The 25260-nt window shown below is 52.6% G+C and carries 16 protein-coding genes; 13 read left to right on the top strand and 3 right to left on the bottom strand.

What is annotated here, in order from left to right; all coding sequences use genetic code 11:
• The first annotated feature begins 43 nt into the window (after positions 1 to 43).
• From SERS4_RS0124380 to SERS4_RS0124350, 7 genes are all read left to right on the top strand, one after another.
• Entirely contained in the window at positions 44 to 1843 is a 1800-nt protein-coding gene (locus SERS4_RS0124380; RefSeq protein WP_017894374.1) for an amino acid adenylation domain-containing protein, read from the top strand.
• Positions 1844 to 1880: 37 nt separating this feature from the next.
• Positions 1881 to 7385: a type I polyketide synthase gene (locus SERS4_RS0124375; protein ID WP_017894373.1), complete on the top strand. Its 5505-nt coding sequence runs from the start codon at positions 1881 to 1883 to the stop codon at positions 7383 to 7385.
• 75 nt (positions 7386 to 7460) lie between these two features.
• Entirely contained in the window at positions 7461 to 11534 is a 4074-nt protein-coding gene (locus SERS4_RS0124370; RefSeq protein ID WP_037410596.1) for a non-ribosomal peptide synthetase, read from the top strand.
• Positions 11535 to 11566: 32 nt separating this feature from the next.
• Positions 11567 to 13126, top strand: a complete 1560-nt coding sequence (locus SERS4_RS0124365; protein WP_017894371.1) for an MDR family MFS transporter — start codon at positions 11567 to 11569, stop codon at positions 13124 to 13126.
• Positions 13123 to 13746 (top strand): hypothetical protein, encoded by a 624-nt coding sequence (locus tag SERS4_RS0124360; protein WP_017894370.1) that lies wholly within the window; start codon positions 13123 to 13125, stop codon positions 13744 to 13746. The genes SERS4_RS0124365 and SERS4_RS0124360 overlap by 4 nt, the downstream gene beginning before the upstream one ends.
• Positions 13747 to 13817: 71 nt before the next feature.
• Positions 13818 to 14834, top strand: coding sequence for an NADP-dependent oxidoreductase (locus SERS4_RS0124355; protein ID WP_017894369.1), 1017 nt, complete (start codon positions 13818 to 13820; stop codon positions 14832 to 14834).
• Positions 14835 to 14922: 88 nt separating this feature from the next.
• Positions 14923 to 15930 carry an HlyD family secretion protein gene (locus tag SERS4_RS0124350; protein ID WP_051071218.1) on the top strand — a complete coding sequence of 336 codons (1008 nt, stop codon included), beginning with the start codon at positions 14923 to 14925 and terminating at the stop codon, positions 15928 to 15930.
• Positions 15931 to 16053: 123 nt separating this feature from the next.
• Here SERS4_RS0124350 and gorA read toward each other — a convergent pair whose 3' ends face one another.
• Both gorA and SERS4_RS0124340 read right to left on the bottom strand, forming a co-directional pair.
• Entirely contained in the window at positions 16054 to 17406 is a 1353-nt protein-coding gene (gene gorA / locus SERS4_RS0124345; protein ID WP_017894367.1) for a glutathione-disulfide reductase, read from the bottom strand.
• A gap of 254 nt (positions 17407 to 17660) precedes the next feature.
• Complete coding sequence (locus SERS4_RS0124340; RefSeq protein ID WP_012147387.1) at positions 17661 to 18503, bottom strand: 23S rRNA (adenine(2030)-N(6))-methyltransferase RlmJ; 843 nt, start codon at positions 18501 to 18503, stop codon at positions 17661 to 17663.
• 135 nt (positions 18504 to 18638) lie between these two features.
• Between SERS4_RS0124340 and SERS4_RS0124335 the strand changes: the two genes are divergently transcribed.
• Positions 18639 to 19043: an ASCH domain-containing protein gene (locus tag SERS4_RS0124335; RefSeq protein WP_017894366.1), complete on the top strand. Its 405-nt coding sequence runs from the start codon at positions 18639 to 18641 to the stop codon at positions 19041 to 19043.
• Here the strand turns inward: SERS4_RS0124335 and SERS4_RS0124330 are convergent, their stop codons facing one another.
• Positions 19044 to 19955, bottom strand: coding sequence for a LysR family transcriptional regulator (locus SERS4_RS0124330; protein WP_026142578.1), 912 nt, complete (start codon positions 19953 to 19955; stop codon positions 19044 to 19046).
• 108 nt (positions 19956 to 20063) lie between these two features.
• On the opposite strand from SERS4_RS0124330, the gene SERS4_RS0124325 reads away from it, so the two are divergent.
• The 5 genes from SERS4_RS0124325 to SERS4_RS0124305 all read left to right on the top strand — a co-directional run bounded on the left by SERS4_RS0124325 (position 20064) and on the right by SERS4_RS0124305 (position 25231).
• Positions 20064 to 21506, top strand: coding sequence for an amidase (locus SERS4_RS0124325; protein WP_017894364.1), 1443 nt, complete (start codon positions 20064 to 20066; stop codon positions 21504 to 21506).
• 84 nt (positions 21507 to 21590) lie between these two features.
• Entirely contained in the window at positions 21591 to 22052 is a 462-nt protein-coding gene (locus tag SERS4_RS0124320; RefSeq protein ID WP_012147383.1) for an HIT family protein, read from the top strand.
• 303 nt (positions 22053 to 22355) lie between these two features.
• The gene (locus SERS4_RS0124315; protein WP_017894363.1) at positions 22356 to 23432 is read left to right on the top strand and encodes a mandelate racemase/muconate lactonizing enzyme family protein; all 1077 of its coding nucleotides are present in this window, start codon (positions 22356 to 22358) and stop codon (positions 23430 to 23432) included.
• Positions 23433 to 23442: 10 nt separating this feature from the next.
• Positions 23443 to 24216 carry an SDR family NAD(P)-dependent oxidoreductase gene (locus tag SERS4_RS0124310; protein ID WP_017894362.1) on the top strand — a complete coding sequence of 258 codons (774 nt, stop codon included), beginning with the start codon at positions 23443 to 23445 and terminating at the stop codon, positions 24214 to 24216.
• Positions 24206 to 25231 carry a zinc-binding alcohol dehydrogenase family protein gene (locus SERS4_RS0124305; RefSeq protein WP_017894361.1) on the top strand — a complete coding sequence of 342 codons (1026 nt, stop codon included), beginning with the start codon at positions 24206 to 24208 and terminating at the stop codon, positions 25229 to 25231. The genes SERS4_RS0124310 and SERS4_RS0124305 overlap by 11 nt, the downstream gene beginning before the upstream one ends.
• Positions 25232 to 25260 lie beyond the last annotated feature (29 nt).

Here is a 25260-nt window from a genome sequence, read left to right as displayed (position 1 = left end):
TAAAAGCACGCCATATTTTTAATGAATATTAGAGGGTCAGATCATGGAATCTGAGAGTGTTCTTCATGCTAAATTCAAGCGGCAAAGTAATGATTCGCCCAATTCAATTGCGTTAAGGTCTGATGAAAACACACTGACTTATAAGCAGTTAGACCAATATACTGACGCGTTGGCAGAGCAGCTAATTAGCCGCGGAGTCGGACCAGGGGATATTGTAGGCGTTTATCTTAACAAAGGAATAGACCTTGTTATCAGCTTGTTGGGAATATTAAAGGTTGGCGCTTGTTATTTGCCGTTAGATCCTTATTACCCGGTAAGACGCCTGGCGTACATGATATGTCATGCCGACACCAAACTGGTCATTACGGATACGGTGCCAGAAGCGGCCTTGAATGTGAACTCGCACCATTGCGAGTGGTTGGACATTACCCAGTTGGATCTCACCTTACCCGCAACGCCGGTGCTTCCAAAAGTCAGCGACGATCATCTTTGCTATGTCATGTATACCTCTGGTTCCACCGGCACGCCAAAAGGCGTAATGGTGAGTCATCGCACGGTGGCACATTATCTGGAATGGATGCAGGCCGCGTTCCAACTGAGTCAGCGTGACGTGGTACTTAACCAATCCAGCTTCAGTTTTGATGTCTCGGTCTGGGAAATATTCTGGCCGCTAATTGCCGGGGCAAGTTGCGCACTTATTGCCGAAGAAACGAAATACGACCCGCTGCTGATGGCGCATTTTATCCAGCGTCACCAGGTTACTGTGGCACAGTTTGTGCCTACGGCGTTACGCATTATCGTTGATGCGGAGGTGGTGGGGAATTGCCGAACATTGAGGCATATCTTCTCTGGTGGTGAAGCGCTGCCGCAAAGTTTGGTGGACGATCTGGACCGACAGTTCGCCGGTCAAATTCATAATCTCTATGGGCCGACGGAAGCGACTATTTTTGCTTGTCACTGGCTTTGTCGCTCTGGAGAGAGTGAAAGTATGGTACCCATTGGTAAGCCGATCCCTCATGCCTGCGTCTACGTGCTGGATGAATGGCTTAACCCCGTTCCGAGCGGCGTCTGCGGCGAGCTCTATTTAGGTGGGGATATTCTGGCTAAGGGATATCTGCACGCTCAGGCACTGACCAATGAGCGCTTTGTGAATAATCCTTTTGCCGATGAGCAAGGCAATAAAATGTATCGCACTGGTGATTGGGTCAAGCAGCGTGATGATGGTGTATTGGCATTTATCGGCCGGGTTGATGACCAGATAAAATTACGTGGACATCGAATTGAATTGGCTGAGATTGAAACCCATCTTCAGGCATTGCCTCAGATATCACATGCCGCCGTAATTGTCGAAACGCATCCGGACAAAAACACGCCAATATTATCTGCGTTTTATGTTACTCGCCACCAGCAACCGGCCAATGTTCAAGAGATAAAAAACTGTCTGGCAAAGTCATTACCTTTCTTTATGTTGCCATCCAGATTTACTCCCCTGGAGAAAATGCCTGTTCATCCTAATGGTAAAGTCGACAAGTCGAATCTTCATTCCTATGAAAATAAAGGCGATAAAAACATGGGCGAAATTAAAGCCAAAATGAATACAGAAGTAGAAGCGGAAATAATCTCAGTTTGGAGGTCTGTACTGAATAACAAAGAGCTGTCGCCGAAGGACAATTTCTTCGATGCTGGAGGAAACTCATTGTTGATGTCGAAAGTCCATCGAGAAATAAAAGATAAATTTGCTGCACCTGTTTCAATTATGGATTTATTCCAATTTCCGACAGTACAAATGCTGAGCCAACGTATTGTTGATAAGCATGCTGAAATTTTAGGTAAAAAGAAGTAATTCATTTTAATTACGCTACACATGGTGAGGTAAGAAGATGAACAATCAAGCAACGACCCGTGATAAGGATATCGCCATTGTGGGGATGTCTGCACGTTTCCCTGGCGCAGAAGATACCGCAATGTTTTGGCAGAACCTGCTGGATGGAGTCGAAACGATCAGCACGTTTACCGAAGAGGAACTGCGGGCCAGCGGAATTGAAGAGGAAATGATCGCCTCGCCAAATTATATTCGCCGAAGAGGTATTTTGGGCAACGCTGAGTTTTTTGACGCTAATTTCTTTGATATCACCCCACGCGATGCGGAAATCATGGATCCGCAGCACCGTGTTTTCCTGGAATGCAGTTGGCACGCCTTTGAGGATGCTGGCTATGTGCCTGCTACCTATCCCGGAAAAGTGGGTGTATTTGGCGGCACGGGTACCGCGTGGCACCTGAACAAAGTCAATGCGCATCCTGAGGTGCAAAAATACGTTAGCGGTGCCTCGGTTGTGACTAATAACGACAAGGACTATGTAACAACGCGAGTCTCCTACAAGCTGAATTTGAAAGGCCCCAGCGTCAATGTGCAAACCGCTTGTTCTACTGCGATGGTTGCCGTGGTTATGGGGATCAACAGTTTACTGAATGGCGAAAGCGACCTGATTGTTGCCGGCGGCGTTTCACTTGATACCCCTGAACGGCGCGGATATCAGTACATGCAGGGAGGGATGGAGTCAGCTGATGGCCGCTGCTATGCCTTTGACTCCCGGGCTAATGGCACCGTATTTAGTCGTGGGGCGGGGGTGGTGATATTGAAGCGTTTGAATGACGCGCTGCGCGATGGCGATCATATCTACGCGGTACTCAAAGGTGGAGCGATTAATAATGACGGTAATCTGAAAGCGGGCTATACCGCCCCGAGTATTGAGGGTCAGATTGCGGTAGCCAGACAGGCGTTCGCCAATGCGCAGGTCAGTCCGGAAACTATCAGCTTTGTTGAAGCACATGGTACCGCCACCGCGTTGGGGGATCCTATTGAGTTTACTTCGCTGAGCCAAACGTTCAAAGAATTCACCGATAAAACGCAGTATTGCCGTATCGGGTCGGTAAAGACCAATATTGGGCATACGGATGCCGCCTCCGGAATGGCCAGCCTAATCAAGGCGTCATTGGCATTGGAAAATGGGGAACTCCCTGCGTCACTGCATTATCTCTCGCCAAACCCCAACATCGAATTTGAAACCAGCCCGTTTGTAATGAATACCGAATTGAGTCAGTTGGAGACTTCGAGCACACCGCATCGCGCTTTGGTGAATTCGTTTGGTGTGGGGGGAACCAATGCCTGCGTTATTTTGGAGGCTCCGCCGCAAAGGGATGTTGCCGATCGGCACGATGGTCTGATTATGCTGCCTTTTTCGGCTAAGAGCCGAACTGCGTTAGTAGCCATGAAGCAACGCATGCATGATTACCTTATTGAACATAAGGACGCCAACCTGGCCGATGTCGCTTACACCTTACAGGTGGGTCGCCAGCAGTTCGGTCATAGCGCGGTTTTGGTGGGGAAGGGTAGGGAAAGATTACTGGAGAAACTGAACCAGCCGTCAGCCATTATTTCATCCGCAGGTAAAGGCCGTAAGGCCGTGGTTTTCATGTTCCCGGGCCAGGGCAACCAGTACATCAATATGGCACGCGATCTGTATACCTCCTACCCAGTGTTTAGAGAAGTGATGGATCACTGTTGTCGTTATCTGGATCCTATTTTGGGCGTGAATCTGCAATCGATTATTTTCCTGGGGGAAGAGGGTTTAAGAAAATCGCGCATCAATGAAACGCAGTTTACCCAGCCCGCGTTGTTTATTGTGGAATACAGCTTGGCGCAGTTGTGGATGTCGTGGGGGATTAAACCTGATGCGATGATAGGCCATAGCGTCGGTGAATATGTTGCAGCCTGTATTGCTGGCGTGTTCTCGCTGGAAGATGCATTGAGAGCGGTGGCGCTGCGAGGAAAACTGGTCCAGGCATTGCCTGCAGGAGCCATGTTGGCAGTGTTGATGGACGAAGAGTCGTTACGCAAGAGATTGCAGGGCGGCAAATTGGAAATCGCTGCGGTGAATTATCCGGGTCTGTGTGTGGTTGCAGGGGAGTTGGATGAGATCGAAATATTCCAGCAGCAACTGGAAGACAACAATATTTTCTGCAAGCATCTGGATACTTCGCACGGCTTCCATTCATACATGATGGAGCCCGTATTGCCTGCCTTCAAAGAAGTCATTGACGGCATTGCATTGCACGCCCCGCAAATCCCATTCGTATCAACGGTGAGTGGCGATTGGATGTCCGATACGCTGGCTATGGACAGCGATTATTGGGTTAAACATGTGCGCAATCCAGTGCTGTTCTCTCATGCATTCAAAACGTTGATGTCTGAAGAACACCAGGATTATATCTTCCTGGAGGTTGGCCCTGGCCGTTCCCTGGAGTCTGCCGCCAAGCAGCATTTCAAAGCCGATGAAGGAGCACTGATCTACTCCTCGTTACCTACCGCAAAAGATGTTGATTTAACAGATGAGTATTTGCTCACGACTTTAGGAAGTTTATGGGCCAGCGGTGTTGAAATCTCGTGGACCAGCTTCTACAACGGGGAACATCGCCGTAGGTTGCCATTACCTGGCTATCCCTTCGAGCGTAAAGAGTTCAAATTGCCGGCGCTTCCACGCGGCCACGAAGGAGCTGCGTCGCAGGATGCCAAGTCTCTCAACGCCCGTAAACGTAAAAAAGCTGAAATTGGCGAATGGTTTTACATGCCCTCCTGGAAGCGCACCATTCCGGCTAAGTTTATGCCAGGAAAGCCTGTCGATCCGGACACGGAATGTTGGCTACTGTTCGTTGATGCCATGGTGATCGCCGAACATATCCAAAAGCAGTTAGTGGCGGGTGGGCATAAAGTGCTGGCAGTCTGGCGCGGGACTCATTATCAGGAGGATCTGGCCAATGACTGCTATGTGATTGATCCCGGCAAGAGCGAAGATTATGTCCGCCTGTTAAAAAGCGTCAAAAACCGTGAGTTACGCCCAACACGCATCGTCAATTTGTGGAATTTGTCCGCCGATAATGTGGAACCACAGTTTATTGGTTGTCGCCGTGCGTTGCAGGTCAATGCCTTTTACAGTCCTCTTTACTTACAGCAGGCTTTAGTGAGTGAGAACCTTCTGGACAACCTGCATCTCCTGTTCGTGACAAATAACATTTTCAACGTGACAGAAGAACAGCTGTATTCACCGCAAAAAGCGCTGGTGGTTGGGCCGGCCCGCGTATTTTATCACGAGTATCCGGAAGTTCAGTGCCATGTGGTTGATATGGATTTGTTTGGTTACGCCGCCCCTCAAGATATCGCTCAGCAACTGATTGCCGAAAGCCATATTGATACACACGGCAATCTGGTGGCCTATCGCGGTCGTAACCGCTGGGAAGAAGATTATCAGGCCGTTCAACTGAAGCAAGACGATACGGGTATACCTGCAGAGGTGAAAGATGACGGTGTCTATCTGATTACCGGTGGTTTGGGGGGGCTGGGCATGTTGGTTGCTGGCTACTTGTCCGAGATCGGTAATGCCACCTTGATCTTGACATACCGTTCCGAGCTGCCTTCTCGTGCTGAGTGGCAGTCCTGGATGCGACAACATCCGGTGGACGATCCGATTAGTGAGAAGATCGCCGGGATCCTGCGCCTGGAGGAGCGTGGTAATACCGTGCACCTTGCTCAGGTTGATGTGTGCGATCATGCAGGTATGCGCGATATGCTTTCTGCTTTTGATCGCATTGATGGCGTATTCCATACCGCAGGGATTGCCGGCGGCGGGATTATTCCGTTAAAAAGTGACGTGGATTGCGCCGCCGTGTTGGATCCTAAAGTGATCGGCAGCCTGGCCCTGGACGACCTGCTTAAAGACAAACAACCTGATTTCTTCATTTTGTTCTCCTCTATTACCTCTATCGTTGGCGATGAGGCGCGTATTGATTACTGCTCGGGCAATGCGTTCATGGACGCTTTCGCTCACTACCGCAACCAGCAACGCTCAGGTCGTACCGTTTCCCTCAATTGGGGGAAATGGGGCGATATTGGTATGGCAGTACGCTGGAGCAAACAGTTGTTAGAGAAGAAAAATAGCAGTAAATCCACGGTATTTGAGGAGGTTGTCGGCAATCTGTTAACGCTGGTCGGTCGTGAAGGAATGAAAGAGATCTACCAGGTTAATCTGGAGGTGCAAAAAGACTGGGTGATTGATGAGCACCGCTTGACGCATCAGCCGTCATTGGTGGGGGCGACCATACTCTCGATGCTGCATGAGTGGATGAACCATTTCAAACCACAAGAGAAGTTGCAGGTTAAGAACCTGTTGCTGACGAAACCGGTCATTTATCACAACGCTTGGCCGCGCATGATGAACCTGCTGGTTACGGCGGAAGGCAATGGCTACAAATTTAGCCTGCGAAGCCGGGGGGCGTTGGATCTTGACTGGCAGGAACACGCATTGGGCACGGTGGGGCAGAAGAGTACCGAGTCTGGAGGCTCACCGGTATCGATCAATGCAATCCGTGAACGCTGCACCACGGAATTGGCTTACGAGCCGCTGGAGCGTGAACTTGGCAATGCCAATACTGGCGATATTTTTCTGTCGTTAAGCCTGCGTTGGGATAATCACCAAGGTATCTTGCGGGGGGAAAATGAATGGCTGATGCACAAGGTCATGAGCCCCGAATTCTTCGACGACTTTGTGCGTTATCCGTACCATCCGGCCTTGATTGACGCCACGGCGATCCGTTGCCTGACTTACATCACCAAAGAGAATTTCCTGCCAATCAGCTACGGCAAGATAACCTACCATGCACCGCTGAGTGCGGATTGTTATGCCCATATCAAGCTCAAGCGTCCTTATCACGACAACGATAGCGCCATTACGATGGATATTGTCTTCCTGTCACACGCCGGTATGCCCCTACTGACGCTGGAAAACTACACGCTGATCAAAATGACCCAAGATAACCAGGTGGTTGAGCATACCGATAAGGAGGCAACACCTGCGGTAAAAGTGAATCTGGCTGACAAGGACATTCTGTTCTATGAGGGGCTTGATGCGCTGAAACGGCAACTTTCGCACCTGGAGTTTGAACAACTGGTGATTGTAACCAGTGATATTGGGCAACTGATCTACGAGTCAATCCCTGCGCAAGAGGAAGCCGCACTGGAAGAGGTGAATGAGAGGGCATCCGATGGCCATATCAGGCCCGCTTTGTCGGTGGAATATGTGGCACCGGAAAACGACATTGAGAAAGAAATCGCCAAGGTCTGGCAATCGATTCTCGGCATTTCGGGGATTGGCGTAAATGACAATTTCACCGAACTCGGCGGCAATTCCCTGCTGGCGGTTCAGGTGGTGTCGACGGTATCGGGTGTTTTCGAAATCGATATTCGCGTCGATTTGTTCTATCAGGATCAAACTGTTAAAGGGCTGTCGAAACTGATACTTGCTGAACTAGAGGTGCTACTGCAGGGCGAGTAGCCCGGCCGCCCCCAGGCATGAGTCTGGGGGCTACCACGTGGGCAAACATGTTTAATCAGACAAGAGCGGGATTCGATGATGACTAAAATTAGTACCATCATGCTCAAATCATTGAGCCTGGATGAGTTGAAAAAAATTGCCAGAGAGAGAAAAACTCAGGGTGCAGTTGCATCTGGCAAAATCATCAAGAAAAACAGTGAGCCTGCCAGAACCCACTTTCCAGTAACCGGTGCCCAAAAAAGCATATGGGTGCTTGATCAATATCTTGATGATGCCAAGGCATACAACAATCCGTATGCCATCACTTGTCGGGTTGAACACGATATCGACACGGAGGTGGCTAAAAAAACGCTGGCCTATTTGACGCAGAAGCACAGCATTCTGCGTACGACATTCAACGTGGTAGCCGGTGAGCTATGCCAATGCGTGGGTGATGAACTCCTGTTCAATTTTCATTATGACGATATCACGCCCCTTCCTGAAGACGAAAGGGACGGATGGGTAGAGAGAGTTGCGCGTGAGGAAGGTCGCCAGCACTTTGAATTAGCCCGTGGGCCGCTTTCATGTTGGCGCATAATTAAAACCAATCACCATGAATATGTTTTATTACTGACATTCCATCACATTATTTCTGATGGCTGGACGGTGAATTTATTCTTCAAAGAATTTATGGAGATATATTTCCTTGTGCTTAATGGCGATACGCCGCAGACCGAAGGTTTCCTGCAGTTTTCTGACTATGCGCTGGCAGAGCAGCAGTGGTATTCCAGCTCAGATTATCAACAGGGGCTGGCACATTGGGTCACTAAGCTCGATGGCGTGCAAGGCGTACTAGAGATCGCGACCGATCGCCCACGGCCACTAAAAATGAGCACTGCCGGCAGTATGACCGGGCAGTATCTCGACTATGGTTTCGGTCAGCGCTTGCAGACGTGCGCAGCGCAGCTGGGCGCTACGCCATTCCACGTGATCCTGGCGGCGTATACGCTGCTATTGCATAAGTACAGTGGTCAACAACAGCTTGTTATCGGCGTGCCTTTTGCTAACCGTAGCCAACCTGAGACGCAGAAAATGATGGGGTTATTTATGAATACTCTGCCGCTGCGTTTTAAGGTAAGTCCGGAATCAACCCTGCAGGACGTAGTCAATAGTACCCGTGAAGAGAGTGGGCAGGCTCAGGTTTATCAGGCGATCCCGCTCAATGATATTCTCGATAAAATAGCCTATGTACGAAATCCGCAGGTAAATCCGCTTTTTCAGGCGGCTCTCACCTATCAGGTATTTCCCCATTTCCACAACAATACGCCGTTCACTTATAAGCCACTAAAAGTTGATTACGGTGTGTCGAAACTGGATCTGAATCTGTGGGTAGAAGAAGACCAAGGCGGTTTGCTGTTTACCATGAACTACAATCCTGACTTGTTTAATCACAGCACGATAAAGCGCATGTTGAGCGATCTGTGCACCTTGCTGGAAACATGTATCGAACAGCCCAAGTTAAGGGTGCAGGATTTGTCATTGGTGAGTCGAACTGAGCGTCTGCGATTGTTAAGCGGATGTCGGAACGTCCCCCGTGTCGCACCCATGTCGGTGCATGCCCAATTTGAACGTCAGGTTGATCACGTCCCAGAATCACTGGCCGTGTGTTGTGCTGGTCGTACGCTGAGCTATCGGCAACTCAACGAACAGGCAAATCGTATAGCGCACTATTTGCTGGCACATGGCCTGTTGCCGGAGCAGCCTGTCGCGCTGTTCATGGACAGAAGCGAACGTAGCGTAATAGCCCTGTTGGCAGTGCTGAAAGCTGGCGGATGCTATGTTCCTATCGATATTGCTCTGCCAGCGGAGCAGGTTGATTTTATTTTGCAGGATGCTGCGGTGCGCTTTGTATTGGTGGACGTGGAATCGCCCACTCTCACAGTGCCTGCTATCCCTTTGGAGCAGGCACTCGGTACACTGTCGTGCCACAATCCACTTCTGCCGAAAGCGTCGACGGAGGCACCTGCCTATATCATTTACACCTCAGGCAGTAGCGGAAAACCTAAAGGCGTCAGGGTCAATCATAACCACCTGAGTCATTACTGCCAGGCAATCACCCCGGTTCTCGACCAACCGACTGGGGCGCGATATGGCATGTTCTCTTCTTTCACCACCGATCTGGCGCACACCATGTTGTTCCCGGCGCTGATAAACCAGGGGCAACTTGAGGTGATTGATACCCAGAAACTCAACGATCCTCAGGCTTTATTTTCCAGTTTGGCTGCGCAACCGCTAGATTGCATGAAAATAACGCCGACGCATCTGGCTGCGTTATTAACGTCACCGCAGGCTGACGCATTACTGCCGCGCAATCTGCTGGTTCTGGGGGGAGAGAAGGCGCCAGTGTCGTTGATTAAGCACATCCGTCAATTGCGGCCTGCCTGTCGGGTGGTCAATCACTATGGCCCAACTGAATGTACCGTCGGAGTCATGACCTATAGTCTTTCCGACAACGTCGACTGGGAGAAAAACGATTATTTACCTGTGGGCCGACCGCTGGCGGATAGCCACGTGTTGGTATTGGATCCCCACCAACAGCTAGTGCCCGTCGGCTTACCTGGTGAGATTTATCTGGGTGGTGCGCACGTGGCCGCCGGTTACGTGGGTCTCGAGGAGCAGAATCGGCTCCATTTTATTCCCCACCCTTTCTTGGTCGGTGAGCGTGTTTACCGTACCGGTGATAAGGGACGTTGGTTGCCGGATGGCAATCTTGAGTTTCTAGGCCGTCTTGATCGCCAAGTGAAAGTGCGCGGTTACCGTGTGGAGTTGGGCGAAATAGAGCACGTGTTGCGGCAGCAGCCTGCTGTCGAGCAAGCTGCAGTTAAGCAATGGCCGCTAAACCATGGGGAGACGCGGTTGGTGGCTTATTGCTGTGGCGTAGAAGAGGAACGACGTGCGGAGCTGTTGGCGGCTTTGCAACAGAAACTCCCTCACTATATGCAGCCGGATCAATGGATATGGGCGGAAAATCTGCCGCTGACGGCCAGTGGCAAAATTGATTATGCGGCTCTGCCGTTTGCCCATGTCGACACGTCTCAACAGGCTCGGGAACCGGAAGGTGAGGTCGAACACCGCCTGCACGGCATTTATTGCCGTGTGCTGCAACGCGAGCGGATGGATACGCGAGATGACTTTTTTAATCTGGGGGGCAACTCGGTCACGGCATTGAAGTTAATTATTGAGATAAACCAGCATTTTGGCACCTCGCTATCCTTGGGGGTACTGTTTGAACATAGCAGTATCCGGCAACTTGCGGCCTTGTTGACACGGGAGAAGCCCCGCGCATTATCACCGCTGGTGATGCTAAATCAGGGTCTTGAGGAGTGTAAACCTACCCTTTTGATGATTCATCCGGCTGGTGGAAACATCTTGTGTTATTACCCGCTGGCTCGCGAGCTGGGAGCTGAGTATCCGGTGTTCGGCTTGCAGGTAGCGAGTTTCAGCCAAGATGAAACCTATAACCATGATATCAAAGAGTTAGCTGCATTTTATTTGCAACAGGCGCAGGAGGTCGTTCAACGACAGAATCTGGTGATTGGCGGCTGGTCTTTGGGGGCGACCATTGCCTTCGAAATGGCTCAGCAATTGCAGCGGGCAAGCGGGCGGACACCAACGGTATTGGTATTGGATCAACCGGCGCCTTTGGCGAAGAATGACCGGGCGGCGCAGTTGGATGAATACGAACGGCTGGCCTATTTTGCCCGTAAGGTAGAACGTTTTACCGGGGTTTCACTCGCTATTACCGGCCCAGCATTGGCTGCGATGTCCGAAAAACAGCGTTCTGCGCTATTCCTGCAGGAGTTCAAGCGTGCAAATTTGGTACCCGACAATATTAGCAACGCACATTTCCAACATTTTCTGACGATCCTGCAGGCCCATATTTCCGCTACGGACGGCTACCAGGGAACGGATTACGCCGGCAACATTGTGGTCGTAGAGGCCGAGGAGATTCTACCCGATCGCCTTCTGCAAGCTGCCCCGGGGCAGAGTTGGGCCCGCCTGGCTAAAGGGGGTTTGACGGTAATAAGCGCGTCAGGTAACCACATTTCGATGATGAATGCGCCGCAAATCAACCCTACGGCCAGCCAATTGCGTAAGGTGCTGTTATGAGTCCCGCAGTGCTGACAACGGAGGCCCCGGTTATGAAAGTCGGCGTGTCCCGACGTGAATGGTGCGCCATCATCGGCGGTTTGATCGGGGGATTTATGGCTATCCTGGATATTCAAATCGCCAATTCGTCAATGAAAGTGATTCAGGGGGCGCTTTCTGCCACGCTGAATGACAGTTCGTGGCTAATGACCTCTTATTTTACAGCAGAGATTGTGGCTATTCCGCTTTGCGGTTGGCTCTGTCAGGCGTTGGGAACGGGGCGCTATGCTTTGTGGTGTATTGCCGGTTTTCTGGGGGCATCCTTACTCTGTTCTGCCGCTTGGAATCTGAGCTCCATGATCGTATTCCGGGCCCTGCAAGGATTCAGTGGAGGGGCGTTGATCCCCATTTCATTCCGGCTGATTATTGAGATCCTTCCGTTGGAAAAGCGGCCTTTGGGCATGTCGTTATTCAGCATTATCGGCACTTTTGCGCCGGCGGTGGGGCCAGCCCTGGGGGGCTGGTTGACCGATAACTTTTCCTGGCACGCCATATTTTATATCAATGCAGTACCCGCGTTGCTGTCATGGGTACTGATCCAGTACGCTTTAAAACACCCCATCATTAACTGGAACATCATCCGTCACGGGGACTTTGTAGGCATTGTTTCCGTCATGCTGTGTTTGGGGGCGCTGGAGGTCATTCTCGAAAAGGGAGGAGAGGAAAACTGGCTACAGTCCAACATGATCTGTGTGCTGGCAGTCACCTCTGGCATTAGCTTTATTATATTCATGTATTCCCAACTCACTCATCCTCATCCGCTTATTAATCTCAGGTTGTTTCGCGATTATAATTTCTCGTGCTCCATCGTAATTTTCGCCATGCTGGGTGTGGCAATCTACGGCACTTTGTTCCTGGTGCCGTATTACCTGACGATGGTACATGATTACAATGCGTCGGAAATTGGCACGGTGGTAATCTGGATGGGTTTCCCGCAGTTGGTCATCCTGCCGTTTATTCCCCTGTTAATTCAACGTTTCAACCCGAAATATCTGATCTGCATCGGGTTCATCGGATTAGCCATTAGCGCTTTTATGGATTGTTCGATGGATGGCAATTTTGCCGGGCCGCAGATGGCGTGGTCCATGTTGATCCGCGCATTAGGGCAGCCCTTTATCATGGTACCGCTCTCCCTGCTGGCTACCCGTAATGTCCAGCAACAGGACAGTGCCTCCTCAGCGGTGCTGATCAATATTTTCCGCAGTCTTGGTGGCTCTTGTGGCACCGCTATTCTAAGTACGTTTTTCATTACGCGCATTTATACGCATGTTGATGTCATCAAGACCTCGCTGGTTTCAGGCAGTGGTGCATTTGCGGAGTACCTTACCAATATCAAAAGCCTGCTTATCCAACGCGGTCTGGCTTTTGACGCCATCAGCGTCAAAAGCACCGCTTTTGCGGTGCTTGGTAAAAGGATCGCTCGCCAGTCGGAGATCATGGCATTCAACGATCTGTTTTTGATCATGGGGGGAATGATGTTGGCAACGGCATTACTGGTTTTGTTCTCTTCTCGTGATTTTCGCTTGCATGTGAAAAAAGAGGGGGGTCAATGAGACAACAACCGATGACTGTCTGGCATTACCTGTTATCGCGCGATGCGCGTATCACCATTATTACCCCAATCGTGCTTTATAACCTCGCGTTCTGGTGGGGGGGCGCAGGCATTGCGTTATTGGTGACGGCTCTGTATTCCGGCGTCGTTGAGCTGCTGAACAAACGCGGTGGTTCTTTGTCGGTTATTGCCTTAATTCTGGTGTCGGGATTCAGCCACTACCTCTATTTGCATGGCTACGCCCCGTTTGCCATCAAGAAAGAAAATGTCTTCCTCGCGGTGAGCGGTGCGCTTTCTGTAGTGGGGGTATTTGGCTTCTACTCTTTGGTGGGGCGACCAATGATTCGTACGTTGGCAGAGCAAGCGATGCCGATGTTGAAAAGCATTCCTGCTTACGGTACTCCACAGTATGCCAAGGTTTGGCATGAGGTTTCATTGGCATGGATCCTGGTTTTCCTGCTGAAAGCCGTCGGGGTGTATGTGCTTTCACAACGGCAGGATGTTCCCGTTGATACGATTATTTTTATGGGCGGCTGGCCGCTGACCTTACTGATGGTGTTGTTCAGTTTTTATTGGCCCAAATACCGTTGGACATCGCACCTGCGAGCCAAAGGCCGCTAAACCCAGTTTATCGGCCGCTACGGTCGCCGGTTCTGATAATAATTTCATATGCAGTTTAGATGGGGAACGACATGACTCAGTTTGAGAATATATCGATCGTATTGAATAGCCATCCTGACGGGGCTGTGATGCTGGAAAATTTCAGGGTCGAAGCCGACACCGTGGGTGAATTGCGTCCAGGTGAGTTTTTGGTTGAAAATAAGTGGTTATCTATAGACCCTTATACTCGACCACGACTTAATAAAAGTACCGGCTATGTTAGCCCGATCAAGTTAGGGGAGGTGATCCAGGGGGAAACTATTGGTGAGATTATCGCTTCCCGCAATCCTCTGTTTAGCATTGGCGATCGCGTATTTACCTACTCAGGTTGGCAAAAATACTATGTTGGAGATGCACAAAATTTCATCGCCCACCGTTTGCCACCTACCTCACTACCATCTTCCATTTTTCTCAGCGTGGTGGGCACACCTGGCCGCTCGGCCTACTTTGGTTTGAACAAAATAGCAAAACCCAAGCCGGGTGAAACGCTGGTGGTTTCTGCCGCCTCGGGTTCGGTGGGTTCAGTGGTCGGGCAACTCGGTAAATTGGCTGGTTGTCGTGTTGTAGGGTTGGCTGGAAGCGACGAGAAATGCCGCTATGTGGTTGATGAGTTGGGTTTTGATGCTTGCCTGAACTACAAGACCGCCGATCTTAACCGAGATCTTCGTGCCGCTTGCCCACGGGGGATTGATATCTATTTTGAGAACGTTGGCGGACGCATTTCATTGTTTGTGGCCAAACTGCTGAATGAAGGTGCCAGGGTGCCTATTTGTGGCAATGCGGCCAATTATAATTTAGGGACTGATGTTGATGCATCCAGCCCTGCGGCTTTTTTCTCATCTCTGCCTGATGCGCCATTAAACCGTTTCTTCCTGGTAACCGAATGGTTTAAGGATTACCCCGAATCGGATGTTTATCTCTTGAATGCGGTCGAGAAAGGTCAGTTAAAATACCGAGAGACGGTAGCCGATGGGCTAGATAATGCCCCTCAGGCATTTATTGATTTACTCAACGGAAAACATCTGGGTAAGCAATTGGTACGGATGTGATAACGAGAAAGGTTAATGTTGCACGCAAGATGACCCATTTTTAAACCTGAATGGTGTTTATACGCCATTCAGCTTATTGGAATCAGCTATGAAACACGCTAGGAAAATAGCTCTATCACTTGTCCTGATATTGGTGTTGGCCGGTTTTCTCTATTGGTTTCTCTATTGGCGTTATTTTCAGACCACCGACAATGCCTATATACAAACTGACATTACCAATATCAGCGCTCGTATCAGTGCGGTGGTGGTTAATTCAAATATTCAGGACAACCATAGGGTGAAAAAAGGGGATTTGCTGGCGCAGTTGGACGACAGGGAATTTGTGGTCTCCATGCAAAAAGCAGCGGCGACGTTGGCGCAAAGTCAGGCGGCATTAACCAATGCTCAAGCCAGTTACCAAATGCAAAAAAGCGCGATTGAAGAGTACCGCAGTAACGTGAGTTCTGCTGCAGCCAGTCTGCAGTACACCCGCCAACAGTATCTTCGTTTCCAAATCCTGGAGAAAAAACACTATGTTTCACAAGGAGATATGGATAATGCGACATCAAGTTACAAGGTTGCTGAAGCGAAATACAACCAGGCGCAAGCCAGTCTAAGAACACAAAGCGACAAACTCAGCGTGCAACAAAGCGAGATTGAACAGAGCAGGGCTAACGTGGAACAGGCTCAAGCAAATCTGGATCAGGCAAAACTAACGTTAAGCTATACGCGGATAATCGCGCCAATCGACGGCGTAATCAGTAACCGTAGTCTGCAGGTCGGCATGATGGTGCAGGCGGGGCAAGCCATTGCCAGCATCGTGTCCGGAAAAACCCCGTGGATAAGTGCCAACTTCAAGGAAACCCAGAAGGCGCGTATGCATAAAGGTTTACCGGTTGAGGTGTCTATCGATGCCTATCCGGGGAAAACCTTTTATGGCAAGGTCGATAGTATTTCCCCCGCCACTGGGGCGACCTTCGCTTTATTACCGCCAGATAATGCCACAGGAAACTTCACCAAGATTGTGCAGCGCGTACCCGTAAAAATTGTTTTTGACCATCCTGAGCAGATCGACAGTGGCTTGTCGGCCTCTGTGACGGTTGATACCCGAGGTTAGTGTCCCTTAAAGCAAAACCATCACCGGCGAAGGGGAAGCGTGCACTAAGAAAAAGGGCCATATGCCTGGCATATGGCCCTTTCGGTTGTAGTGCGGCAAGCTTCTCGCCGCTCTGGCGCGCTATTAACGCATGGTGACAAACTCTTCTGCAGCGGTCGGGTGGATCGCGACGGTGTTGTCGAAGTCTTTTTTGGTGGCGCCCATCTTGATGGCGACGGCGAAGCCCTGCAGGATCTCGTCCATGCCGAAGCCAATGCCGTGCAGGCCAACAATCTTCTCTTCCTTACCCACGCACACCAGCTTCATGCGGCACGGCTGGCGGTGCTGCGTTACGGCGCTGTACATGGCGGTGAAGGAAGATTTATACACTTTCACGCTGTCCGCACCGAATTTCTCGATTGCTTCCGGTTCGGTCAGGCCGATAGTGCCGATCGGCGGGTGGCTGAACACCACGGTGGCGATGTTGCTGTAATCCAGGTGTTCTTCCGGCTTGTTGTTAAACAAACGCTCGGACAGACGGCGGCCTGCGGCCACGGCAACCGGGGTCAGTTCAACGGCACCGGTGTTGTCGCCCACCGCGTAAATGCCTTTTACGTTGGTGTTCTGGTATTTATCGACGTCGATGTAGCCTTTTTCGTTGGTTTTCACCCCGGTCACGGCCAGGTTCAGGTTATCGGTCGCCGGTTCACGGCCGATCGCCCACACCAGGCTGTCGACGGTGAATTCTTTGCCGTTTTCCAACTGCAATGTCAGGCTGCCGTCGGCGTTTTTAACGATGGCCTTCGGCACCGATTCGGTGTGCAGGCTTGGCCCTTCGGTGTTCATCACTTCCACCAGGGTTTCGACAATCATCGGATCGAAGCTGCGCAGCGGCGCGTGTTTACGCACGAACAGGTGCGTCTCGGCACCCAGCGCGTTCATCACACCGGCGATTTCCACCGCGATATAGCCCGCGCCCACGACCGCAACGCGTTTTGGCATCGCGTCCAGCTCGAAGAAACCGTCGGAGTCGATGCCGTATTCTGCGCCCGGAATGTCTGGGTGGCTTGGGCGTCCGCCAGTGGCGATCAGAATATGATCGGCGGTGATTTTCTCACCGTTGACTTCCACCGTGTTAGCGTCGATAAAACGCGCAAAGCCTTTGATCACGTCGACTTTGTTTTTGCCCAGCACGTTGTCGTAGGAATTATGGATGCGGTCGATATAGGCGGTGCGGTTAGCCACCAGCTTTTTCCAGTCAAACGCATTGACGGTGGTATCGAAACCGTAATCCGGGCCGTACATATGAATGGCCTCGGCGATTTGCGCCGCATGCCACATAACTTTTTTCGGTACACAACCCACGTTGACGCAGGTGCCGCCCAGTTCTTTGGCTTCAATCAGTGCGCATTTCTGGCCATACATGGCTGCCCGGTTGATCGATGCGATGCCGCCGCTGCCGCCGCCAATTGCTAGATAATCGTAATGTTTGGTCATCTGGGATTTCCATGAATTGTGTGAATCGAAGAGCGTAAGAGTTTAACGCCTGATGCAGGTTTGTCGCAAAGGTTGCGTCGATGGTTGCGATAGGTGGGGTATACCCGTCATCTTTCAAGTTGCAGCGTTGTTATCTGCACTCGCTCACCCCAGTTACTTACTTAAGTAAGCGCCTGGGGATGAGCGAGTTGGCCGCCTAGCTGCAACTTGAAAGCTATAGGGTATAAAGGCGCGGCAGGCCGCGCCCCGGAAGCTTATTCCGGCACCACCCAGTTCACCAAATGGTGACCATGGCCCGACGGCACCAATATTTTGTGCAGCCATGGCAGCACGTTTTTCATTTGTTGTTCCAGCTTCCACGGCGGGTTAATCACGATCATGCCGGAGGCAGTCATGCCGCGCTGGTCGCTGTCGGGTTTTACCGCCAGTTCGATCTGCAGAATATTACGGATGCCGGTGGCTTCCAGCTCTTTGAGCATACGTTTGATCTGCTGGCGCATCACCACCGGATACCACAGCGCGTAGGTGCCGGTGGCAAAGCGCTTGTAGCCTTCCTGCAGGCCTTTGATCACGTCCTGATAATCGGTCTTCATCTCGTACGGCGGGTCCATCAGGATCAGCCCACGGCGTGACAGTGGCGGCAACTGGGATTTCAACTGTTGGTAGCCATCGGCGCGTTGCACCTTGGCGCGTTCGTCCTTCTGAAATTCGCTGCGCAGCAGTGGGAAGTCGCTCGGGTGCAGCTCGGTCAGGTGGATTTTATCCTGCGGGCGCAGCAGCTGGCGGGCAATCAGCGGAGAGCCAGGGTAGTAGCGCAGCTTTTCGGTACGGTTAAAATGGTGCACTACACCCATGTAGGCCGCCAGTTCTTCCGGCAGATCGTCACGTTGCCACAGCAGACCTATGCCTTCCAGGTATTCCCCGGTGCGCTCGGCGTGCTCACCGCTCAGCTGATAGCGCCCTGCGCCGGAATGGGTATCCAGGTACAGGAAAGGTTTGTCTTTTTCTTTCAGCGATTCAATGATCAGGCTCTGAACGGTGTGCTTGAGCACGTCGGCGTGGTTGCCGGCGTGGAAACTGTGGCGGTAACTTAACATGGCTTGTGGTAATTCCTTGTGCTCCCGACGGAGCGTGCTGAACAGAATAAAGGCTTATATTCTGCACAGTATAAACTGTCTGGGCGGGAAAAACCGGAATGCGTTACCGCAGACCCTCTATCAAGGAGCAGGACAATGACCGAGTCGGCTATTCTGGCTAAGTATCCCGGCGCATCGCGCTGGCAATTCGGCGACAGTCCGGCGCTGGCGGACGAGCTGTTGCAACGGGTGCTCGACGGCGACAAAACCGCAACCTGTGGTTCCTATGTCGCCTATCAACAAGAGAAATCACCGATGGTCGGGGATTATAACGTGATCCTTAATGGCCGGGGTGAACCCGCCTGTGTCATCAGAACGCTTTCACTGAAGCTGACTCGTTACTGTGATGTCACCGCCGAGATGGCCGCGCTGGAAGGCGAGGGGGATAAGAGCCTGGCCTTCTGGCGTGAGGGACATCAGGCGTTTTTTACCCGAGAAGGCACTTTTTCGCCGCAAATGTGGCTGGTATTTGAAGAGTTTGACCTGGTCGATGTCCTCTAGTTACGCAGCTGATGACTCCAGGGCGGCAACCACCTGCTCGCGCAGCCAGCTATGGGCCGGATCCAGGTGCGAACGTTCATGCCAGACCATCACCATGTCATAGCCGGGTAGTTCCAGCGGCACCGGGCAGGTGCGCAGGTCGCCCAGTAGCTGGCCCAGCATGCGCGAAGGCAGCATGGCGACCATATCGGATTTTGCCAGCAGCGCGGGAATGAATAGGAAGTGCGGCAGCGACATCACTACCCGCCGTGCCAACCCCTGCGCCTCCAGCAGCGTGTCGGTCAGGGTACGAAAACCGCCCCCGTCCTGTGAAACCATAACAAACTCCAACTGGCAGAACTGCTCGAGCGTAGGCGGGGTCTGCAATAACGGATGGTCATGGCGGCCCACCAGCAGGTAGTTCTCGTGGAACAACTGGCGATGTCGCAGCTCGGCGGGGGCCTCTTCACGGGCCAGAAAACCCAGGTCGATCACGCCGTCGGCCAGATCGCGACTCATATTTTTGGGTGACGCTTCACGGATCGCCAGACGGGAATTGGGTGCCGCCAGCCGTAGTTTGGGCAGCATCGGCAGCAAAATGGCATATTCGGCTGCGTCGGCGGCGGCCAGTTGCCAGGTCATTTCGGCCAGTCGCGGATCAAACGGCTGTTCCGGTGCCACCAAACGGCCGAGATCGGCCAGCGTCTGGCGCAGTGGCGTCAGCAGGCCGAGTGCGCGTGCCGTGGGCAACATGCCGCGTGAGCCGGGCAATAGCAGGGGATCGTGGTAAATCTCACGCAGTTTGGCGAGCTGAATACTCACCGAGGGTTGGCTCAGGTTAAGGCGTGCGGCCGCCCGGGTGACGCTGCGCTCAGTGAGCAGCACTTCCAGTGTGACCAACAAATTGAGATCGACCCGTTTTAAATTGTTGATAACTATTCCTCGAATTAAATCTATCAATTTCAACTATAGCGTTAATCCTCTTACCGTGGAACGGACGTCGGAAAAGCCGACGAAACTGCTACGGATAAGGACGAAACGATGAAACTGAGCGAGTACGTTGACTACGATGCACTGGGGTTGGCCGAACTGGTAAAGAGCGGAGAAGTCAGTGCGCAGGAGCTGCAACAGACGGCGCAGGCCGCGGTTGAGGCGGTGAACCCGGCGATTAACGCAGTGGTGGAACATTGGACGCAGCCGCTATCGGAGGGGGATGGCCCACTGTCTGGCGTGCCTTTCCTGATTAAGGATATCGCCATCAGCATGGCCGGTAAGCTCTCGGAACTGGGCAGCCGGTTGGCGCAGGGCAATATTGCCACTACAGACAGTTATCTGATGAGCAATATTCGGCGAGCAGGGCTGGTCACCTTCGGTCGTACTACCACGCCGGAAATGGCGTTCAGCACCACCACCGAAGCGGTGCTTTACGGCGCGACGCGCAATCCCTGGAACCCGGATTTCAGCGCCGGCGGTTCCAGCGGCGGAGCTGGTGCGGCGGTGGCCGCCGGGATCGTGCCTGTCGCTCATGCCACTGACGCCGCCGGTTCGATCCGTGTGCCCGCTTCGTCGAATGGCTTGTTCGGTCTCAAACCGACGCGTGGCCGGGTATCACATGGCCCGGCGATGGACGAAGTGTTCAACGGTTTTGGCGTTCAACTGGGGCTGAGCCGTTCGGTACGTGACAGTGCGGCCTTGCTGGATGCCCTGCAGCATCCACATCCCGGCGAACCCTATTACACCGCGCCTCCGGCACAGAGTTGGCTGTCACAGGTCACGTCAGAACCCGGCCGACTGCGCATCGGTATGATGACTCAGGCGTGGAACGGCGGCAAAACCGATCCGCAAATCGCTCAGGCCACGGCCGACACTGGCGTGCTGCTGAGTGAGTTGGGCCATCAGGTTAGCGAAGTGGATATGGCGATCGGCGTCAGTTGGCAGGAGCTGGTGTTCGCCAATGCGCAAATCTGGTGTGCCAATCTGGTCGGTTGGCTAGATGGTTTGAGTCAGGCGACCGGGCGGCCGATTTCAACCGAAACGCTGGAGCCGGAAACGCTGGCCTGTTACCGCTACGGTTTGGCTGCCAGGGCGGTGGATATGGTCGCTGCGCTTGAGGTGCGTAATCGGGTGACTCGCGGCGTCGCGGCTTATTTTCAGCAGTATGACCTGCTGCTGACCCCAACTCTGCCCGACTTGCCCTGGCGGATTGGCCGTTACGGCACAGGAGCGGCGGAGATGAGCGGCCTGGAGTGGACGGCGCATTTATTCGATCACTCGCCGTTTACGCCGGTATTTAACGTGGCGGGCGTGCCGGCGATGTCGGTGCCGTTGGCGCATGATGCGCAGCATAACCTGCCGATTGGCATGCAATTTATCGCCGGTTTTGGCCGTGAAGATTTGCTGCTGCAACTGGCCGGCCAACTGGAGCGGGCGGCGCCCTGGCAGCAGCGACGTCCTGCGATTTGGGCGGGAAATGCACGGCCGTAGCAGTCAAAAGGCAAAATATCGGCTATGTTGCTAAAAGGTTTTTTGCGGCGGGCCGTCGGCTCGTCGCTGGATTCAGGAGGCGTGATGAGCTGCATATTTTGTGAAATGGTGGCAGGCCGGGTGCCGTGCCATAAAATTTGGGAGGACGACGGCCACATGGCGTTCCTGTCCATCTATCCGAATACCGAGGGTTTCAGCGTGGTGATCCCCAAGGCGCACTACGAGAGTTACGCTTTTGCCGTAGCGGACGACGTGCTGAGCGAACTGATGCTGGCGACCAAACGGGTGGCGCAGTTGCTCGACCGGGCGTTTGACGATGTGGGCCGCTGCGGCATGGTGTTCGAAGGCTTTGGCGTCGATCACCTGCACGCCAAACTGATCCCGATGCACGGCACCGCGGCACTGGAACAATGGCAGCCGATTGAGTCGAAATCGACGAAGTTCTTCGACCGCTACGAAGGTTACCTGTCTTCCCACGATGCTGCACGTGCCGACGACGATCGTCTGGCCGCCCTAGCGGCGCAGATCCGCCAGAGTGCGGTTTAAGGTACTATCCATCAACACCGGCCATTGATTTTCCTGCGCCGGTTTCCGCCATTCGGCAGAAAATTTCGTGCACTGCTAGTGCAACCCGCTGTGGGTTGGATCCAGATACGATTGTTCATGCCAAACCCTCACCCTGTCTGCCAATAGTTTTTGTTAACGAGATCTCCTTTAGGGTTGTTTGTTTTTGCATCAACCGATATATCGGTGTATCGTTGCTTTGCATCGAGGGTTACAGACAGTGAAGTCACTTAGTCGTTTGTTTTAATAGGTTTTTAATTCCTGTGCCGACTTTGGAGTATGCCAATGGACAAAATAAAACAGGTCAATCTCTATCGAGCCGTATCACCTTTATCTCGCCCTATCGCGGATTCCACTCATTACATCAATGAAATTTCCTTTGTGGTTGCCGAAGTGGTGCTGGCCAGTGGCATCACTGGCGAAGGGTATTTGCTTTCTTTCCACTATTCGCCCGAGGCTATTGCCGGAGCAATGAAAGATCTCCAACAGTTTGCCGTGGGTTATCACTGTTGGCAGACCGGTAAATTCCTGCGGGACGTGGCGGCAGAGCACGAATACTTTGGCCACAACGGTTTGCAGAAGTGGGCGGCGGCAACGCTCAATGTCGCGATGTGGGACGCATGGGGTAAGACCCTGCAACAGCCGATCTGGAAGATGTTGGGCAACACCGTCGATCGCGTGCCGGTGTATGGCAGTGGCGGTTGGTTGTCATACAGCGAGGCCGAACTGCTGGAAGAAGTGCTGGAATACCAGGCGCGTGGCTTGCAGGCCGTGAAGATAAAAGTGGGTTCGCCGGAGGTAGAGCAAGACATCATGCGTTTGCGCAAAGTGCGGGAAGCGGTTGGCCCCGGGATGAAAATCATGATGGATGCCAATCAGGGGATGACCCTGCCGGATGCGCTGAAGTTATCGACGCAGGCGGCAGAAATTGGCATCCACTGGTTCGAAGAACCCTTGGTGCATACCGATTTTGACGGCTATCAGCAGTTGCGCCAGAAAACCGGCATCGCACTGGCAATGGGCGAGCGGGAATATGACATGGAACCGCTCAAGGCCTTGATCGCCCGTAATGCGCTGGATTTATGGCAGCCGGATCTGATCCGCATCGGCGGTGTTGAACCCTGGCGTGAGTCGGCGATGCTGGCACATGCCCATCACCTGCCGGTATTACCGCATTACTACAAGGATTATGACGTGCCGCTGCTGTGCACTATCCCCAACCCTTACGGTGCGGAATCTTTCGACTGGATCGACAGCATTATCGATAACCCGATGACCATTGACGGCGGCTACGCTTTTCCGCGCTCGGGTGCAGGCTGGGGCTTTAATTTCAACCCGGCATCTCTGACAGAAATCAAATAGGGACAGGGCGATGAAACAGGACGTTTTAACTCAGTATTTTTCATTACAGGGCCGGACCGGCATTGTTACCGGCGCATCATCCGGTATTGGGCGCGGCATTGCTCATTTGCTGGCAGATGCCGGGGCACGGGTATTCAACTTCAGTCTGGAAGCCACGCAGACTACCGGCATTGATTATGCGTTGAACCCCGGAGTGGTTGATATACAAGTGGATATTACCGATCGCGAACAATTACAGGCCGCAGTCGATAGGGTCGCGGCTGATGGGGCGATCGACTTCCTCATTAACAACGCAGGCATTACCAAGCGTGTGCGCGCCGAACAGGTTGATGAAGCCTGGTGGCGGAAAATTCACCAGATTAACGTTGATGCCGTATTCTTCTTGTCGCAACTTTGTTTCCCGCATTTGACCCGCTCGGCGTATATCGGCCGTATCGTCAATATTTCCTCAATGGCGGCACACCTGGGTTTTAGCGAGGTGGTGCCCTATTGCTCGACCAAGGCAGCGGTCACTGGCATGACCCGTGGGTTGGCTGTGGAATGGGCGCAGGAAAACATCCGCGTCAATTCGGTGGCGCCGGGTTGGATCCAGACCAATATGACGCAGGTGGTCGCCGATCCGCAGCGGCTGGAACGTATTATTAACCGGATGCCGCTGCACCGTTACGGCCATCCGCGTGAAGAACTGGGCGCCATGGTGTGGTTTTTGGTCAGTGAGGCCTCGCGTTACATCACCGGGCAGGATTTTGCCGTGGACGGGGGAGCGCTGAGCTATGGCTTCTGAAATGAAGGTATTAGTGTGCATTAAACCGGGTCAATTGAGCCAACAGCGGCGGCCAATACCGCTGCCGGGGACTGGAGAAGTCCTGCTGAAAATGTGCGCTTTGGGAGTCTGCGGTTCGGATATTCACGCTTTCCACGGACGCCAACCGATGATGCAGTACCCGGCGGTGTTGGGGCATGAAATCAGCGCCGAAGTGGTGGCCTGCGGGCAAGATGCCGCGCTGTATCAACCCGGTCAACAGGTGGTGGTGATCCCCTATCGTCATTGTGGGCGGTGTGCGGCCTGTCGGCGTGGACGCACCACTTGCTGCACTTCTTTGTCGGTGATGGGAATTCATCGAACCGGAGCGATGCAGGAATATGTGACAGTGGCTGAAGATGCTCTGCTGGCGGTCACGGGGATCCCTCATCTTCAGGCAGCGTTAATTGAGCCTTATGCCATTGCTGCCCATGCGGTACGGCGCAGTGGGGTGACCCACGGAGTGAGCCTGTTGGTGGTGGGGGCGGGAGCTATCGGATTAGGCATTGCGGATATCGGGCGTAGCCTGGGGGCCGAAGTGATAGTGGCAGAAGCCGATCCGCAGCGTCAGGCATTTGCTGGCGAGCAATATGGTTTTACCGACGTATTGAACCCATTAGATGCCGATTTTGAGCAACAATTGCGGGTGTTGACCCACGGCGATGGCCCACAGGTGATTATTGATGCGACGGGCAACCCGGCTTCCATGAACAGTCAGGTAGAACGGATCGCCGCAGGCGGGACGTTGGTGTTTGTCGGCCTGCATACCGGTGAAGTGAGCTTCAATGACCTGGCTTTCCATAAAAGGGAATTGGAACTGCTCGGTAGCCGTGCAGCGGATCGCGAAGACTTCATCAAGGTAATCACTTTACTGCAGCAGGGAAAAATCAGCCCGGAAAAACTGTGCACCCGGGAAATACCTTTCTCTGAATTAGATCAATATCAATTTGAACAACTCAATCAGCCAGGCAATGTGAAGTCGGTCATTCTATTTTAAGCATCCGCAGTCGGTTACCTGAATAATTG

Source organism: Serratia sp. S4, from assembly GCF_000347995.1.
GTDB classification, from domain to species: domain Bacteria; phylum Pseudomonadota; class Gammaproteobacteria; order Enterobacterales; family Enterobacteriaceae; genus Serratia; species Serratia quinivorans.
This window is presented reverse-complemented; position numbering and strand designations above follow the sequence as displayed.

Excerpts from the sequence above, each read along its gene's own strand:
- SERS4_RS0124380 (WP_017894374.1), top strand. The coding sequence starts at position 44 with ATGGAATCTGAGAGTGTTCTTCATGCTAAATTCAAGCGGCAAAGTAAT.
- SERS4_RS0124375 (WP_017894373.1), top strand. The coding sequence starts at position 1,881 with ATGAACAATCAAGCAACGACCCGTGATAAGGATATCGCCATTGTGGGG.
- SERS4_RS0124370 (WP_037410596.1), top strand. The coding sequence starts at position 7,461 with ATGATGACTAAAATTAGTACCATCATGCTCAAATCATTGAGCCTGGAT.
- SERS4_RS0124365 (WP_017894371.1), top strand. The coding sequence starts at position 11,567 with ATGAAAGTCGGCGTGTCCCGACGTGAATGGTGCGCCATCATCGGCGGT.
- SERS4_RS0124360 (WP_017894370.1), top strand. The coding sequence starts at position 13,123 with ATGAGACAACAACCGATGACTGTCTGGCATTACCTGTTATCGCGCGAT.
- SERS4_RS0124355 (WP_017894369.1), top strand. The coding sequence starts at position 13,818 with ATGACTCAGTTTGAGAATATATCGATCGTATTGAATAGCCATCCTGAC.
- SERS4_RS0124350 (WP_051071218.1), top strand. The coding sequence starts at position 14,923 with ATGAAACACGCTAGGAAAATAGCTCTATCACTTGTCCTGATATTGGTG.
- gorA (WP_017894367.1), bottom strand. The coding sequence starts at position 17,406 with ATGACCAAACATTACGATTATCTAGCAATTGGCGGCGGCAGCGGCGGC.
- SERS4_RS0124340 (WP_012147387.1), bottom strand. The coding sequence starts at position 18,503 with ATGTTAAGTTACCGCCACAGTTTCCACGCCGGCAACCACGCCGACGTG.
- SERS4_RS0124335 (WP_017894366.1), top strand. The coding sequence starts at position 18,639 with ATGACCGAGTCGGCTATTCTGGCTAAGTATCCCGGCGCATCGCGCTGG.
- SERS4_RS0124325 (WP_017894364.1), top strand. The coding sequence starts at position 20,064 with ATGAAACTGAGCGAGTACGTTGACTACGATGCACTGGGGTTGGCCGAA.
- SERS4_RS0124320 (WP_012147383.1), top strand. The coding sequence starts at position 21,591 with ATGAGCTGCATATTTTGTGAAATGGTGGCAGGCCGGGTGCCGTGCCAT.
- SERS4_RS0124315 (WP_017894363.1), top strand. The coding sequence starts at position 22,356 with ATGGACAAAATAAAACAGGTCAATCTCTATCGAGCCGTATCACCTTTA.
- SERS4_RS0124310 (WP_017894362.1), top strand. The coding sequence starts at position 23,443 with ATGAAACAGGACGTTTTAACTCAGTATTTTTCATTACAGGGCCGGACC.
- SERS4_RS0124305 (WP_017894361.1), top strand. The coding sequence starts at position 24,206 with ATGGCTTCTGAAATGAAGGTATTAGTGTGCATTAAACCGGGTCAATTG.